The following is a 15,167-nucleotide window of genomic DNA, read 5'->3' as shown; positions in this document are numbered from 1 at the left end:
GCCGCCCCGGCCGTGTTGGTCCCGGTCCTCATGCCGGGGCCCGCGAGCATGTCGGACAGGTACGTGCAGGCACGCGGGTGCCGGATGACGTAGTCAGGATGGCGGGACGATGAGACGTGATCAGGCCGGCGACGAGCGTGCCCCGGTGCGGGACGACGGGCGCCGAGGATTCCTCAAGTGCGCGGCGGGGCTCGCCGGGGTGGCGGCCGCGGGGCTGAGCCGGGAGGCCACCGCGGCGGACCGGGGACGCGACAGCGGCCGGACGCTGCCCGACAGGGTTCCCTTCCACGGACGCCATCAGGCCGGGATCGTGACCCCCCAGCAGCTCTTCGCCGGCTTCGCGGGCTTCGATGTGCTGGCGGAGAACCGCGAGGGCCTGGAGAAGCTGTTCCGGACGCTCACCCACCGGTCCCGGGTGCTGGCGGCCGGGGTGAAGCCGAGGGACGAGCAGGTCGCCGCGGAGGAGCCGACCCCCGACTCGCTGACCATCACGCTCGGCGTGGGGGCCTCGCTGTTCGACGACCGGTTCGGGCTCTCCGGGCACAAGCCGCGGCATCTCAAGGCGATGCCGGCCTTCCCCGACGACCGGCTGGAGCCGGCGCGCTGTCACGGCGATCTGTCGCTGCAGATCTGCGGCCAGCACCCGGACGCCATCGTCCATGTGCTGCGCGATGTGGCCCGGGAGACGGACGGGTTGCTGCGGCCCCGCTGGCGGTCGGACGCCTTCCTCAATCCGTCCCGGCCCTCGGGGTCGCCGCGTACCTTCGTCGGCTTCAAGGACGGCATCGTCAATCCGGACACCGAGTCGACCAGGGAGATGGACCGGCTGCTGTGGGTGACACCGCCGTGCGGTGAGCCGGACTGGGCGCTGGGTGGCAGCTACCAGGTGCTGCGGCTGATCCGCTTCCACGTCGAGAAGTGGGACAAGGTGCCGGTGGACCGCCAGGAGAAGATCTTCGGGCGGCACAAGGCGAGCGGCGCGCCCCTGGGCGGCAAGCAGGAGACGGACCTGCCGGACTACCGCAGGGACCCGCACGGCGAGATCATCCCGCTCGACGCGCACATCCGGCTGGCCAACCCGCGGACCGCCAAGACCGACGACTCCCGCTTCCTGCGGCGGAGTTACAACTACAACAACGGGTTCGACACCCACGGCCGGATGGACCTCGGCCTGGTCTTCGCCGGCTACCAGCAGGACCCGGAGCGGCAGTTCGCAACCGTGCAGCAGCGCCTCGAACACGAGCCGCTGGCCGAGTTCATCACGCCCATCGGCGGCGGCTACTTCTTCGTCCTGCCGGGAGTTCAGGACCCCGACGACTGGTTCGGCTCCCAGTTGCTGAAGAAGATCTGAGCCGAACGGCGCCGGAGCCGCGGGGCGGGGCCCGCGCGGCGCACCGCGGGCCAGGAGGCGGGCTACGCGCCGGAGGGGGTGCGCATCCCCCGGCTGGCAGCGCCACTTCGGCGTGCTCTCACCGATCGAGCCCCGACGGTCGCCCCGGGGGCGAGCCTCATCGCAGCGGCGGCCGGGATCCGTTCAGCGGCGGCGCCATACGAGCGTGTAGCGCCAGAACAGTCGGCGGCGCAGGCGCGCGCCGGGCAGGGCGTCATGAACCGCGCCGACGATGTCGGAGAAGCTCATCTCCGCAGGTCGGGTCGGCGCCGTCATCGAGGCCGGACGGGGTGCCCTGCGGCCCTTGTTCTTGAGCCAGCCGATGGCGGCGTTCAGCGGGCTGGCGGCGGCACCGAGCAGATGGTCTCCGGCGGTCTGCGTCCGGGAGAGGCCGACGACCACCAGGGTTCCTCCGGGGGCCAGATGCCGGCGGAAGACCGTGAGCGCCTCGGCGAAGGGCAGATGGTGGAGGGTGGCGACACAGGTGATGACGTCGTAGGGACCGGCGGGGACACCGGTCAGCGCGTCTGCGAGCGTGAAGGTCGCTGCGGTTGCCGGAGGAGTCAGCCGCTGCGCCCTGGAGATGATCGCCGGGTCGGAGTCGATTCCCTGGACCTCGTCGGCGCGGGTGGCCAGGAGCCGGACCAGGTCACCGCTGCCGCAGCCGATGTCCAGCGCGGTGTCGAAGCGGCGGGGAAGTTGTCGCAGGATCCACCGGTGGTAGTGGGCGTTGTGGTCCCAGGGGTGGGCGGCGTTGAACTCGTCGAGCGCTCGGAGGACTCGGTGCGGCAGGGGCGTCGTCATGCCGTCAGTCCACCAGATCCCCGGTTCCGGTTCGTGCTGTCGCCCCTTGCTTAGAGCTTCCCAGTCCTTCCTGATCCTTCGGTCCACTGCGTCTCCACTACGGGGCCTCTGATGCCCTTCTGCGAGACGCCAGGAGATCTCGCCACAGGCATCCGTCCAGGTCGCCGCGCAGAACCACAGAAGGATCCGAACCCGCGAGCAGCGGAATGCCTTACCGGCGAGAACGGGATGCCTGCTTCGTTTGGGGGGTGGCCCCGCAGGAACGGGTCCCGCCCGGTGATCCAAACGAAACGCCCTAGGCTCGGGCATCGCCGTCACCCGCTTCGAGCGGTGGCGCCTGCGCCTGGTGGACCTGGACCCGGTGCCCGACCCCCATCAGGTCCCAGAGCGCCCGGGGTTGCGCGGCTGGCTGCGGACCCGGCTGCGGGAGCCGGCGACCTGGCGCGAGTTGGGCCCACACCCCCGGCGGGCGGCTTCGGGGCATCCCCGCACCTGCTCCTGTGTCATCCCGGATCAACGGAATTTCATCGTTATTCCAGCGGCGTCCGCCATGTTGGTGGGCCAGCGCGGGAACCGCGGGCACCGATCACGCCGCAGGGGAGGACCTGGCACGGATCCGGCCCGGCGGGACGACACGGAGGTACCACATGACGAGCATGAAGCGGCGGGACCTGTGGGGCACCAGTGGGCAGGCCGGCGCGCCACCACCCTCAGCCGGTGTGCCACCGCGTCCGGTCGGGCCGCCGCCTGGGCCTGCCGGGCCACCGCCGGGCGTTGCCGGCCCCGGGGCCGGTTCCGGAGCATCGGGGCCGGGCGGGCTGCTTCGGGCGCTGCAGCCGAAGCGCCGGGCGGCGGGATCCGGTACGGCCTCCCTCCCTCAGCAAACGGGTACGCAGCCGCGGCCGGACGCTTCACGGGGTGAAGGCAGGCGCGGCCTCGCAGGGCTGCTCCGCCACTGGCCGCTGCTCGTTGCCGCGGTCGTGCCCTGCCTGATTTTGGCCGGCATCGGATGGTGGCTATGGCCGGAGCAGCCGCCCGTCGGGCCGCCGCACATCGCAGCGGGCACCGTCCAGGCAGACCTCCTCAGCCCTGACAGTGTCAGCCGGGTGGCAGGGACGACGCTGGTCGCCGGCGCCCAGTCGGACCGGCCCGGCGCCCCGCTCAAGGTGTCGCCGTCGGCGTGCGCCGCCGCGGCGGGTCCGACGACCCAGTCGGTATACGGGGACGGCTGGAACGCGTTCCTGTCGGCTACCTATCGGGACTCCGCTGCCACCGGCTCCTACACCGTGAACCAGGTGATCGGTGTGTACTCGGACAGCAAGGAAGCCGGCGCCGCCTTCTCGACCCTCACCAAGGGCCTGTCCAAGTGCCCGTCCTCGACGCGTACCGACCCGGCCGGCCGTACCTCGAAGTGGACGTACAAGGCGAACCCCGCCACGGAGGTCGCCGTGGCGTGGACGGCGGCTCAGGACGCCGGCGCGAACTGGTCCTGCGCCCACCAGGCCCGGGTGAACGGCACGAGCCTGATCCAGGTCTCGGTGTGCCAGGCCGGTGACGGCCAGGCGACCGTCTCGAAGCTCACCGACAGCCTCGCCAAGAAGGTGAGCCGATGACCGCGAACCCGCTCAAGCCTCCTACTCGCCGCCGAGGCATACTGCGGCGCTTCCTCTTACTGGTGCTGGTGGCGCTCCTGCCGGTCGTCGGCACGGCCGCCCCGGCCACCGCAGCCATGGCGCCGACGGGCACCGTCACACCACTCGTTCCCTCCGGGGACGTCTCGGCCGCTTCGGCGACTCTCGTACGGGAAGTCGAGGAATTCAACCGTCGCGAGGCGGAGTTCGCGGTGCAGGCGAAGGCGGTGGTCGCCGAGGCGGAGCGGCTCACGAAAAGGGCCGAGGCCCTGCGCGCCGCCACGTCGAGGCTCAACTCCAAGAGCACTTCCGTGAACCAGAAGGCCAGCAACTTCAGCTCACGTGCGGCATCCCTGAATGCGAAGGTCAGGGCACACAACAGCAAGCCGCACCGCTTCCGGCTGCCCGCGCAGGCCGCCGCGGCCGCCGCCTACGACGCCGAGGCGAGCCAGCTGAGAGCCGAGCAGGCCCAGCTGCGGACCATGCAGAGCAGCCTGCAGAGCGAGCAGAGCCAGCTCAGGCAGGAAGAGTCCAAACTCAGCTCCCAGAAGTCCGAGCTCACCGCCGCCACCTCGGCGCACGACGCGAAGGCCGCCGCACTCCGGAGCAAGGAACAGCAACTACAGGCCCTGGGGGCGCGGTTGCTCCAGGAGATGGCCCAGGCCGTGCAGAGTCTCGACGCCAATCCGCCGGACCCGGCGGCGACGATGGACCAGGGCGGCGACGCCGCCAGCCCGCCGCAGTACCGCGACCAGGCGCAGAGCCAGGAAGCCGGCCTCGCCGACAGTCCGTCCGGGCAGCCGCAGGCCTCCGCCCTGAAGGCGTACGCCCAGCGGACCGGCACCACCGTGGACATGCAGCCGGGTACGGCATATCTGACGCCTGAAGCGATTCGGCAGCTCCCCGCGTCGCAGGCAGCGCAGCTCGGCAGCCCGTCCACCACGTACGACGGTCTGGTCCGCAAGCCCAACGGGCGTTACAAGGCCCTCCGGGTGCAGGCGCCGGGGGCTACCGAAAGCCCGGGACAGAAAGCCTTCAAAAGGGCTTTGACGAAACAGGGTCGGCTCGTCGCCTACAACCAGGAGGTGAAGCTCATCATCGACGAGCTCCAGGATGTTGCGGCACCGGGGGCCTCGGACCCCGGGCCTGGTACACCGCCGCCTCGGCGGAACGGCAAGGCCGCCTGCCTCACCAAGAAGCCGGGCACGGCGAGGACCAGCGGCACCGGGTGGATCTCGAACACCGGCAAGGGCGTTAAACGTCGCAACCTGACCGTGCCCAGCCGTCCCAGCACCCGGGCCGCCACCGCGGAGGCGTGCCTGACGAACCCCTTGGCGACGGGGACCGAGCCTGGTAGAGCCGACATCGCCGGCTGGAGGGACGCTCGGAAGATGTATCCCAAAGGCGACCTGGCCCGGTGCCATCTGATTGCCAACGTCCTCGGCGGACTCGGCGCAGGGAAGCCGAACTGGTCGAACCTCGTTCCGTGCTGGCAAATCGGACTGAACATCAAAGGGGTGAGCATGCGGCACTACGAGATGGCGGTCCAGTCGGCGGTGGAGGGCCTGCCTAAGAACGCCGCCGTCCATTACGTGGTGACTCCCTTCTACCGGACCGGCGACAGCACCATCCCGGAGGGTGTCACCATGAGCGCCGAGGTTCAGCTGCCCAACGGGGCCTCGTGGCCCGTCTTCAACGAGGTGAGCCTGCTGAACGTCCCCTACGACGGAGGGCCCAACCTGGGGAACTGAGCCCGGTCCGAGGCACGAGAGAGTCCGGTACCACCTGGAGTTCGGCATGACCCGTACCACCCCGCCACGGCCGGCCGACGTCGCTGCCGTCTTCCCACGGCTGGGCCCGTTGGCCCGGACGGCGACCCGGCTGCACCCGCGGCCCGGTTCGCCGTCCCGCCAGGACAGCTCGGTCGGGGGCCCGCTGCTGTGGCCCTCGGCCGAGCCGTGGCCGCACTGCGACGGCACGCACTGGGCGCCGGATGTGCTTCCGGCGACTTCACCTGCGGATGTCAGGCTGCTGCGCGAGATCCGGTCAGCAGCCACGAGCCGGCCCCCGGAGGACCGTTTCTACACTCCAGATGAACGCGCCGTGGTGGAACGGATCAACGCCGGCCACCCGTGTCCGGCGGGTCCGGTCGCGTTGCTGCCCGTGGCCCAGCTGTACGTCCGTGAGGTGCCTGGCCTGCGCCCGCCCGGAGGGGCGGACCTGCTCCAGGTGCTGTGGTGCCCGTTCGACCACCCGGGGGAGACCATGCCCAGAACCGAGCTGTTCTGGCGGTCCGCCGCCGCGGTCGGCGGTGTCCTCACCACGCCGCCGGAGCCCGCCGCGATGCAGCACAGAGGCTACCTGCCGGAACCATGCCTGCTCTCCCCCGAGCAAATCACCGAGTACCCGCTGACCGTCGAGCTGGAGCCGGACCTGTGCGAGGAGATCGAGGCATGGAGCGTCCGGCAGAAGGCGGGGGCGCTGCCGGGCAGCGCCTATGAGGGGATGGAGGAGATGTACTACGACAGGGAGTTGGCCGTCTCCCCCGGCTGGAAGGTCGGCGGCTGGGCGCCCTGGAGCTTCACCGATCCCACCACCCAGCACTGCCGTGTCTGCGACAGCCCGATGGAGCCGATGTTGACCATCGCGTCGAGGGAACACAAGACTGGCATCGGCAGCTGGACGCCCCTTGAAGACCAGGCGGCGGCCGCCTCGTCCCCAGATGCCGTCCCCCCGGATCCGACGACCCCGACCCAGGTCACCATCGGCGACGCTTACAACCAGCAGATCTACGCCTGCCCCGCGTCTCCGGAGCACCCGCACACCGCCCTGGTGCAGTAGCCGTCGCCGTACGGTACCGATGGGTTGCCGCACGAGTGCGACAGCCTGGCGCTGGGCACCGAAGGCGCGATGAAGGGCTACCGCGTCGTGGGTCCGCCGTGGGCGACCTCGTCGTGGCGGCGGTGGCTCAGTCGCAGTTGCCGGTCGTCGGCCGGGCCGCGAAGCGGTCCGCGAGCCAGTCGGCGGCCGGTCGGGAGCCCGCGATCGCGCCGAGGACGTGCTCACCGAGCTGGATCGAGTGCCACTGGACGGTGGCCCCCTTGGCGCACCAGTCGGCCCGCAGCTGCTTGCCGACCCCGTAGGGGATCAGTTCGTCGACGGTTCCGTGGTAGAGGTAGACCGGGGCGTCCGGCTCGCGGGTGCCCAGGTTCGATGCGCGCAGCCGCCGCTGCCAGTCCGGTTCGTCGAGCGGGTTCCTGACGGTGACGTCGGAGATCTTCTTGAACAGGCCCGCGACGGTGTCGACGGCCACGCAGTTCTTCTTCATGAAGTCGACGTAGTGCCGGCCCTTTTCGTTGAGGTACTTCTCCAGGTGCAGTTCGGGGAAGGCGGCGTCCTGCCCGGTGGCGGCCATCAGGATGAGGCCGGCGCCGATGTTGCCGTTGTTGGCGTCGGCGACCTTGCGCAGATCGGCCGGTACGCCGCCGGTCGCGGTGCCCTTGACGTCGAGCTCGGGCGCGTAGGACCGGTGCAGTTCGGCGGCCCAGCTGCTGGCCTGGCCGCCCTGGGAGTAGCCCATGATGCCGACCGGGGAGTCCTTGGTGACGCCGGCCGCACCGGCCCCGGGCAGCCGCTGCGCGGCCCGGGCGGCGTCCAGGACGGCCTGGCCCTCGGCGCGTCCGACGGTGTAGGTGTGGTCGCCGGGGGTGCCGAGGCCTTCGTAGTCGGTGACCGCGACCGCCCAACCGCGGGCGGTGAGCTGCTGGATGAGATTTGCCTCCATGGTGGTGCCCTTGGGGAAGCCGGCCGAGGGTGCGCAGGAGTCGGCGAGGCCGACGGTGCCGACGGCGTAGGTGATGAGCGGCCGGGAGCCGGTCCTGCCGTCGTCGGGGACGATGACGGTGCCGGAGACGGTGTTGGGGGCGCCCTCGGCGGTGGTGGAGCGGTAGGTGATGTGCCAGGCGCGGGTGCCGGTGGGCTGGCCGGGCAGCGGATGGAAGGACGTCGGGGCGGCGGTCACGATGTCGCCGGGGCTGCCGTGCGGTGGCGCGGTCGGCCGCGGTGCCGCGGCGCTCGCGCCGGTGAGGCCGAGCGAGAGTGCCAGGGCGGCGGTGGCGAGTGCGGTGGGGCGACGGTGCATACGGCTCTCCCAACTGACGCGGATGCTGGGGTGGTTGCTGCGACCGTAATGACTCGCGGGTAAGGAAGGCGCTGACCGGGACGCTCAGCTTGGTTGACCCGGCGTCTCATGACGTGCGGGCCGGTCACCGGGGGCGGGGTGGTCGGTCCGCTCGGCGGCCGCACCGCTCAGCCGGTAGGCGCCGGGTGTGGTGCCCGTCCACCGGCGGAAGGCGCGGTGGAACGCGGTGTCCTCCGAGAAGCCGATCCGCGCCGCGAGTTCGGCGATCGGCTCGTGCCCCGCGACCAGTGAGGTGATCGCCGCGTCCCGGCGCACCGCGTCCTTCAGCCGCTGGTACGAGGTCCCCTCGGCCTGGAGCCTGCGCCGCAGCGTCGCGGGGCTCACCGCCAACCGGGCCGCGACCTCGCCGACCTCCGGGAGCCGTGCCGGAGCCGCGGTCCGCAGCGCCTGGACCAGGGTGCGGCGCACCTGCTCGGCGACGGTGGTGCCGTACTCGCGCCGGCTCAGCAGATCGGCCGGCGCCCGCCGCAGCATGGCCGCCAGCGCGCCCTCGTCGCGTACGACGGGTGCGGCGAGCCAGTGTGCGTCCCAGCCGGCCGCGGTGCGCCCGGCTCCGAAGTGCACCGGGCAGCCGAACAGCACGTCGTACTCGTGGGCGTGGGCCGGCGCCGGATAGGCGAAGTGCGCCCAGCGCAGCGGGATGCGGCGGCCGATCAGCCAGCTGGAGAGCCGGTGCCAGATGATCAGGATGCACTCGGAGAGGAAGTTTCCCTCGTCGTAGGGGCGCAGGTCGGTGCGTACGGAGAAGACGGCCGGGGCGCCGTCGCCGGCCGGGGCCGGGAGCGTCTCGACCGCCATCTCGGGTCCGCCGGGAAAGAGCCGGTAGAAGCGCGCCGCCCGGTCCAGCGCCGAGCCCAGGTCGGGGCAGCCCAGGCAGGCGTGGCACATCATGGCGAAGGTGCCCCGGCGGCTGGGCTCGGGTCCCAGGCCCAGGAACTCGTCGTCCGTCGCGCGGTGCAGGGCCTTGACCAGCCGGGTGAACTGCTCCGGTGCGACGCGGGCGCGGTCGTCGCCGAGCAGCAGCGGCGGGATCCGGGCGGTCTGGAGCAGCGGCACGGTGTCGATGCCGAGGCGCTGTGCGCCGCTCAGCGCGGCTCGCACATGGTGCATGGCGATCGTCAGCCGGCTCATGGCTCGACACCGTAGCGGCCCTGAGCGAAGAGGTCAGCGGGCGTGACGGCTCCCGTCATCCCGGCGGTCGGTGGTGGTCTCCGGCGTCGTGACCGCCGTCGGGCCCCGAGCGGACGCGGGGCCCGCGCGCCGGGCGCCTCAGCAGATCCGCGGCAGCTGCTCCCCCAGCGGCAGATCGACCACGCGGGTACCGCCCAGGAGGGTGCGGGCCACGACCATGCCGGGGTGGGTGGCGACGGTCTCGCCGATGATGGTGGCGCCGGCACCCAGGGGGTGGGTGCGCATGGCGGCCAGGACGGCGTCGGCGTGCTCGCGGGGGACGAACGCGACCAGCTTGCCCTCGTTGGCGACGTACATGGGGTCCAGGCCGAGGATGGCGCAGGCGTTGGCGACGGTCGGGGGGACGGGGATGGCGCGTTCCTGGATGACGATGCCGGTGCAGGAGACGGTGGCGATCTCGCACAGGGCCGCGGCCAGCCCGCCGCGCGTGGGATCGCGCAGGACGTGCAGATCGGGGGTGACGGCGAGCATGGTCTCGACGAGACCGCCGAGGGCCGCGCAGTCGCTCTCGATCTCGACGCCGAATTCCAGGCCCTCGCGGACGCTCATGATCGCCACGCCGTGGACGCCGATGTCACCGCTGACGATCACGACGTCGCCGGGGACGACGCGCTGCGGGCAAAGGTCGACACCGGACGGGATCAGCCCGATGCCGGCGGTGTTGATGTAGACACCGTCGCCGTGGCCCGCCTCGACGACCTTGGTGTCGCCGGTGGCCACCTCGACGCCGGCGGCCCGCGCGGCCGCCCCCATGGCGTCGGCGACCCCGGCGACCACCGGCATCTCCACGCCCTCCTCCAGGATGAACCCGCAGGAGAGGTAGGCGGCCCGGGCGCCGCTCATGGCGAGGTCGTTGACGGTGCCGTTGACGGCGAGGTCGCCGATGCTGCCACCGGGGAAGAACAGCGGCCTTACGACGAAGGAGTCGGTGGAGAAGGCGAGGCGGGTCCCCCCGAGGGACACCGCGGCGGAGTCGCCGAGCTGGGCGAGGACCTCGCCGCCGAAGGCGGGTACGAAGATCTGCTGCACGAGTTCGGCGGAGAGCGCACCGCCCCCGCCGTGTCCCATCACGACGCGCGGCTGGTCGCGCAGCGGGGTGGGGCAGGTCCAGCCGGAGATGTCGACGGTGGGCAGTTGGCGGTCGGCCGGGGCGGGGCCGCCGTTCGGCGCGGTGCGGGCGGTGTCAGACAACGGGGGTCGCCTCCAGCGGGGTGGGCGGGGTGCCGAGTCGGCGGTAGAGGAAGTAGGCGGCGCAGGCCCCCTCGCTGGAGACCATGGTGGCGCCGAGCGGGGTGCGCGGGGTACAGGTGGTGCCGAACGCCTCGCATTCGTGCGGCTTGATGAGGCCCTGCAGCACCTCACCGCTGCGGCAGGCGGCGGGTTCGCGGGTGGTGATGCCGGACACCGAGAAGCGGTGCTCGGCGTCGAAGCGGCGGTAGCGCTCGGACAGCCGCCAGCCGCTGGCGGGGATGGTGCCGATACCGCGCCAGGCGCGGTCGGTGACCTCGAAGACATCGGCGAGCATGGCCTGGGCGGCCGGGTTGCCCTCGGTGCGCACGGCGCGCGGATAGGCGTTGTCCACGGTGTGTTCGCCGCGTTCGAGCTGGCGGACGGTGCGGCGGATGCCCTCAAGGATGTCCAGCGGCTCGAAGCCGGTGACGACGATCGGGACCTGGAAGCGTTCGGCCAGGTCGGGGTACTCCCCCATGCCCATCACGCTGCACACATGGCCGGCGGCGAGGAACGCCTGGACCCGGCAGCTGGGCGAGGTCATGATGGCCTCGATGGCGGGTGGTACCCGGACGTGCGAGACCAGCAGGCTGAAGTTGGGGATGCCCAGCCGGTTCGCCTGATGGACCGTCATGGCGTTGGGCGGGGCGGTGGTCTCGAAGCCGATGCCGAAGAACACCACTTCGCGGTGCGGGTTCTGCTGGGCGATCTTCAGCGCGTCGAGCGGGGAGTAGACGACCCGTACGTCGCCGCCCTGGCTGCGCACCTGGAACAGGTCGCGATCGCTGCCGGGGACGCGGAGCATGTCCCCGAAGGAGCAGAAGATCACGTCGGGGCGGGCGGCGATGTCCAGGGCCTTGTCGATGACCTCCAGCGGTGTCACGCAGACCGGACAGCCCGGACCGTGGATCAACTCGACTTCGTCGGGCAGGAGTTGGTCGATGCCGTGCCGGATGATGGAGTGGGTCTGGCCGCCGCAGACCTCCATCAGGGCCCAGGGCCGGGTCACCGTGGCGTGGATGTCGTCCAGCAGCCGGCGGGCCAGCGCGGGGTCCTGGAATTCGTCGAGGTACTTCACTGCCTTGCCTCCCGCGCCGTCTGGCCCACGGCCGCTGCCGTGGCGCCGCCTGCCTCCGGCAGCCCCTGGGTGGCCGCGGCCTCCCAGGGATCGCCGAACTCCTCCTGGAGCAGGCCGAGTTCCTCGAAGAGCGCGAGGGTCTGCCGGGCGGACTCCTCGTCCAGGCGCTGCAGGGCGAAGCCGACGTGCACGATCGCGTACTCGCCGACCTTCAGGTCGGGGACGTACTCCAGGCACACCTCCTTGACGACCCCGCCGAAGTCGACGGTGGCCATCCGGGTGCCGTCCCGCTCCTCGATGTCCAATACCTTGCCGGGTACCGCCAGGCACATGGGCCTCTCCTCGTCATGGGTATGTTGCGTCTGCCGCGCGCCACTTGGCTCAGGGCACGCCCACCCCGCCGTACAGGGGCGTGGTGCGCGCCGCCACGACGATCTGGCCGAGCGCCAGCCCTCCGTCGTTGGGCGGGATCGCGCGGTGGCGCAGGACGGTGAAGCCGTCCTCGCGCAGCCGGCCGGCGGTGGCCTCGGCCAGCAGGGTGTTGGCGAAGACGCCGCCGGTCAGGGCGACGGTCCCCAGTCCGGCCCGCTCCCGCGCCAGCCCGCACAGGTGCCGCACCAGGTCGGCGACCGCCGTGTGGAAGCGGGCGGCGATCAGCGCCGGGGCGGTGCCCGCGCGGACGTCCCGGACGATCGCGGTGAGCAGCGGTGCCGGGTCGGCGAGGGTGTCGGCGGCCGGTCCCCTGGGGCCTTCCGGCGCGGTGTGCAGGGCGAAGGCGTAGCCGGCGCCGTCGTCCTCGCCGGCGGTCAGGGCCGCGGCTTCGAGTGCGACGGCGGCCTGCGCCTCGTAGCCGGCGCGGTGGCAGATCCCGGCGAGCGAGGAGACCGCGTCGAAGAGCCGACCCATGCTGGAGGTGGGCACGCAGTTGAGGTCGCGTTCGAGCTGCCGGGCCAGCAGCCGCCGTTCGTCGGGCGGGCAGGCCGCCACCGGGGGCAGGTCCTCGGCCCAGTCGACGCCGGCGGCGCGCAGATGGGCCAGCGCCATCCGGTAGGGGCGCCGTACGGTGGTGTCGCCGCCGGGCAGCGGCACATAGGCGAGCTGTCCGAAGCGGCGGTAGCCGTCGTAGTCGGCGAGCAGGATCTCGCCGCCCCACACGGCCTGGTCGTCGCCGTAGCCGGTGCCGTCGAAGGCGACGCCGATGACCGGCCGGCCGCCGTCGAGGCCGTGTTCGGCCATGGCCGCGGCGATATGCGCATGGTGGTGCTGGACCCGTACGAGCGGCCGGCCTTCGGTGTGGCGCTGGGCCCACTGGCCGGACCGGTAGCCGGGGTGCCGGTCGGCGGCGAGGAGCTGGGGGCGCACCCCGGTGACCGTCTCCAGGTGCGCCTCGGCCGCTTCGAACGCGAGCTGGGTGGCGAAGTCGTCCATGTCGCCGATGTGCGCGGACAGCCAGGCGCGGCGCCCCTCGGCCAGGCACAGCACGTTCTTGAGGTCCCCGCCGGCCGCGAGCGCGGGCCGTACGGGCACCGGGAGCGCGACGGGGAACGGTGCATAGCCGCGGGAGCGGCGCACGAACAGCGGCTCGCCGTCGCTGATCCGGACCACCGAGTCGTCGCACGGGATCCGGATCGGCCGGTCGTGGGTGAGCCAGGCGTCCGCCAGGTGCGCCAGCCGGCGCAGGGCCTCGTCGTCGTCGGTGACGATCGGTTCGCCCGCGAGGTTGCCGCTGGTCATCACCAGCAGCCGGGGCCCGGGCGGGTCGCCGGGCAGGCCGAGCAGGAGGTGGTGCAGCGGGGTGTAGGGAAGCATGACGCCCAGGTCGGGGCCGACGGGGGCGACGGCTTCGGAGAGCGCCGGCGCACCGGGCACCAGGGCGGGGTCCGGGATGCGGCGCAGCAGGACGATGGGCCGCTGGTGTCCGGTGAGCAGCGCGCGTTCCTCGTCCCGTACGCGCACCAGGTGGGCGACGTCGTCGATATGACGGGCCATCAGGGCGAGCGGTTTGTCGCCGCGGGCCTTGCGGCGGCGCAGCAGCTTCACGGCGTTGTCATTGGAGGCGTCGCAGACGAGGTGGTAGCCGCCGAGGCCTTTGACGGCCACGATCGCCCCGTTTGCGAGCAGCCGCCGGGTGCCGGCGACCGGGTCGGTGCCGTGCTCCGGGCGGGGCGGCCGGGTGCGGTCGTCGGGGTCGGCGGTCAGCAGGCGCAGCCGGGGGCCGCAGCCGTGGCAGGCGATGGGCTGGGCGTGGAAGCGCCGGTCGGCCGGGTCCGCGTACTCCCCTGCGCAGTCCGCGCACATCGGGAAGCGGTCCATGGTCGTCAGCGCGCGGTCGTAGGGGAGCCCGGTGACGATGGTGAAGCGCGGCCCGCAGTGCGTACAGGTCAAGAAGGGGTGCCGGTGGCGGCGGTCGGCCGGGTCGGTCAGCTCGGTCAGGCAGGCGTCGCAGGTGGCGGCGTCGGGGGCGACCAGGGTGCGGGAGGAACCGTGGCCGCGGGAGGGCAGGATGCGGAATCCGGGCTCACCGACCGCGGCGAGGTCCTCGCCGTCGACGGCCTCGACCAAGGCCAGCGGGGGTGCCTCGCTTCCGATCCGCTCGGCGAAGCGGGCGAGGGCCGCGGGGTGGCCCTCGACCTCGGCGACCACGCCCTCGTCGGTGTTGACGACATGGCCGGTCAGGCCCAGTTCGGTGGCGAGGGTATGGACGAACGGCCGGAATCCGACGCCCTGGACGACGCCGCGCACGGTGATCCGGCGGCGCGCGGCGGCCACCGAGGGGGCCGCCGCCGGGGCCCGGCCGACCTGCCCGGTGGTCATGAGCGGCTCGACGCCACGGTGCCGGGGCCGGTCCGGTGGGTGTGACCGCCCGTCACCCGCGGGGCATGGGTGTGGTGGTCCTGGTCCTGGCACACCTCGGCGTGCTGCTGCCCCTCGTCGGCGTCGTGCACGTGGTGGGACTTGCGGGTCATGACGGGGAGGTGCACCGGCGCTCCGTCGCGTGCCGCCAACGCCCGTTCCAGCAGTACGCCGTCCCCTTCGCCGCCGCGCGCCGAGGTGAGCACGACCTCGACGCCGGGGTTGATCCGCTCGATGTTGGCGCGGAACTCCGCCTCGTCGAAGGAGACCGCCTCCGCGATGTCGGTCTTGGTGACGACGACCAGGTGGGCCAGGCCGAAGGCGGTGGGGTACTTCAGCGGCTTGTCCTCGCCCTCGGTCACCGACGCCAGGGCGACCCGCAGCGTCTCCCCCAGGTCGTAGGAGGCCGGGCAGACCAGGTTGCCGACGTTCTCGATGAACAGCAGCCGGGTGTCGGCGGGCAGCCAGCCGTGCAGATGCCCGCCGAGCATCTCGGCCTCCAGATGGCACAGCCCGTCGGTGAGCACCTGCTTGACGGGCACTCCGGAGCGGGAGAGCCGTACCGCGTCGTTCTCGGTGGCGAGGTCGGCGGTGAGGGCCGCGACGGGGATGCCTCGGCTGCGGGCGAGGGTGAGTTCGCGCTCCAGGAGGGCGGTCTTGCCGCTGCCGGGGCTGGAGAGCAGGTTGACGACCGCGGTGCCCCTGGCCGCGAGGTCCTCGCGCAGGGTGTGGGCGCAGGCGTCGTTCTTGGCGAGGACGGCCTGTTGCAGATCGACGACACGGCACATG

Annotated in this window: 12 protein-coding genes and 1 pseudogene; 5 read left to right on the top strand and 8 right to left on the bottom strand. The window is 72.3% G+C overall.

The window, feature by feature from the left end:
• The first annotated feature begins 109 nt into the window (after positions 1 to 109).
• On the top strand, positions 110 to 1,351 hold the full coding sequence (gene efeB / locus WAB15_RS37440; RefSeq protein ID WP_407289043.1) for an iron uptake transporter deferrochelatase/peroxidase subunit: 1,242 nt from the start codon (positions 110 to 112) through the stop codon (positions 1,349 to 1,351).
• 183 nt (positions 1,352 to 1,534) lie between these two features.
• Here the strand turns inward: efeB and WAB15_RS37435 are convergent, their stop codons facing one another.
• Positions 1,535 to 2,194 (bottom strand): class I SAM-dependent methyltransferase, encoded by a 660-nt coding sequence (locus tag WAB15_RS37435; RefSeq protein ID WP_407289042.1) that lies wholly within the window; start codon positions 2,192 to 2,194, stop codon positions 1,535 to 1,537.
• Between the two features lie 301 nt (positions 2,195 to 2,495).
• Between WAB15_RS37435 and WAB15_RS37430 the strand changes: the two are divergent.
• From WAB15_RS37430 to WAB15_RS37415, 4 genes and pseudogenes are all read left to right on the top strand, one after another.
• Positions 2,496 to 2,648: pseudogene (locus tag WAB15_RS37430) on the top strand (sensor domain-containing protein); the annotation flags it as partial.
• Positions 2,649 to 2,841: 193 nt separating this feature from the next.
• Positions 2,842 to 3,807: a sensor domain-containing protein gene (locus WAB15_RS37425; protein ID WP_407289041.1), complete on the top strand. Its 966-nt coding sequence runs from the start codon at positions 2,842 to 2,844 to the stop codon at positions 3,805 to 3,807.
• On the top strand, positions 3,804 to 5,576 hold the full coding sequence (locus tag WAB15_RS37420; RefSeq protein ID WP_407289040.1) for a DNA/RNA non-specific endonuclease: 1,773 nt from the start codon (positions 3,804 to 3,806) through the stop codon (positions 5,574 to 5,576). The genes WAB15_RS37425 and WAB15_RS37420 overlap by 4 nt, the downstream gene beginning before the upstream one ends.
• Before the next feature lie 46 nt (positions 5,577 to 5,622).
• Positions 5,623 to 6,666: a hypothetical protein gene (locus tag WAB15_RS37415; RefSeq protein ID WP_407289039.1), complete on the top strand. Its 1,044-nt coding sequence runs from the start codon at positions 5,623 to 5,625 to the stop codon at positions 6,664 to 6,666.
• 127 nt (positions 6,667 to 6,793) lie between these two features.
• On the opposite strand, the gene WAB15_RS37410 is transcribed toward WAB15_RS37415, so the two are convergent.
• From WAB15_RS37410 to hypB, 7 genes are all read right to left on the bottom strand, one after another.
• On the bottom strand, positions 6,794 to 7,966 hold the full coding sequence (locus tag WAB15_RS37410) for a lipase family protein (RefSeq protein ID WP_407289038.1): 1,173 nt from the start codon (positions 7,964 to 7,966) through the stop codon (positions 6,794 to 6,796).
• An 84-nt stretch (positions 7,967 to 8,050) separates the two neighbouring features.
• Entirely contained in the window at positions 8,051 to 9,157 is a 1,107-nt protein-coding gene (locus WAB15_RS37405; RefSeq protein ID WP_399148394.1) for an AraC family transcriptional regulator ligand-binding domain-containing protein, read from the bottom strand.
• A gap of 138 nt (positions 9,158 to 9,295) precedes the next feature.
• The gene (gene hypE / locus WAB15_RS37400; protein ID WP_407289037.1) at positions 9,296 to 10,408 is read right to left on the bottom strand and encodes a hydrogenase expression/formation protein HypE; all 1,113 of its coding nucleotides are present in this window, start codon (positions 10,406 to 10,408) and stop codon (positions 9,296 to 9,298) included.
• Positions 10,401 to 11,525: a hydrogenase formation protein HypD gene (gene hypD / locus WAB15_RS37395; protein ID WP_407289036.1), complete on the bottom strand. Its 1,125-nt coding sequence runs from the start codon at positions 11,523 to 11,525 to the stop codon at positions 10,401 to 10,403. The genes hypE and hypD overlap by 8 nt, the downstream gene beginning before the upstream one ends.
• Positions 11,522 to 11,857, bottom strand: coding sequence for a HypC/HybG/HupF family hydrogenase formation chaperone (locus WAB15_RS37390; RefSeq protein WP_399148391.1), 336 nt, complete (start codon positions 11,855 to 11,857; stop codon positions 11,522 to 11,524). Before WAB15_RS37390 ends, hypD begins: the two co-directional genes overlap by 4 nt.
• A gap of 49 nt (positions 11,858 to 11,906) precedes the next feature.
• On the bottom strand, positions 11,907 to 14,339 hold the full coding sequence (hypF, locus tag WAB15_RS37385; RefSeq protein ID WP_407289035.1) for a carbamoyltransferase HypF: 2,433 nt from the start codon (positions 14,337 to 14,339) through the stop codon (positions 11,907 to 11,909).
• Positions 14,336 to 15,166 carry a hydrogenase nickel incorporation protein HypB gene (gene hypB / locus WAB15_RS37380; protein WP_407289034.1) on the bottom strand — a complete coding sequence of 277 codons (831 nt, stop codon included), beginning with the start codon at positions 15,164 to 15,166 and terminating at the stop codon, positions 14,336 to 14,338. The genes hypF and hypB overlap by 4 nt, the downstream gene beginning before the upstream one ends.
• Position 15,167 lies beyond the last annotated feature (1 nt).

The sequence above is a fragment of the Streptomyces sirii genome, assembly GCF_045690365.1.
Lineage (GTDB): Bacteria > Actinomycetota > Actinomycetes > Streptomycetales > Streptomycetaceae > Streptomyces > Streptomyces sirii.
This window is presented reverse-complemented; position numbering and strand designations above follow the sequence as displayed.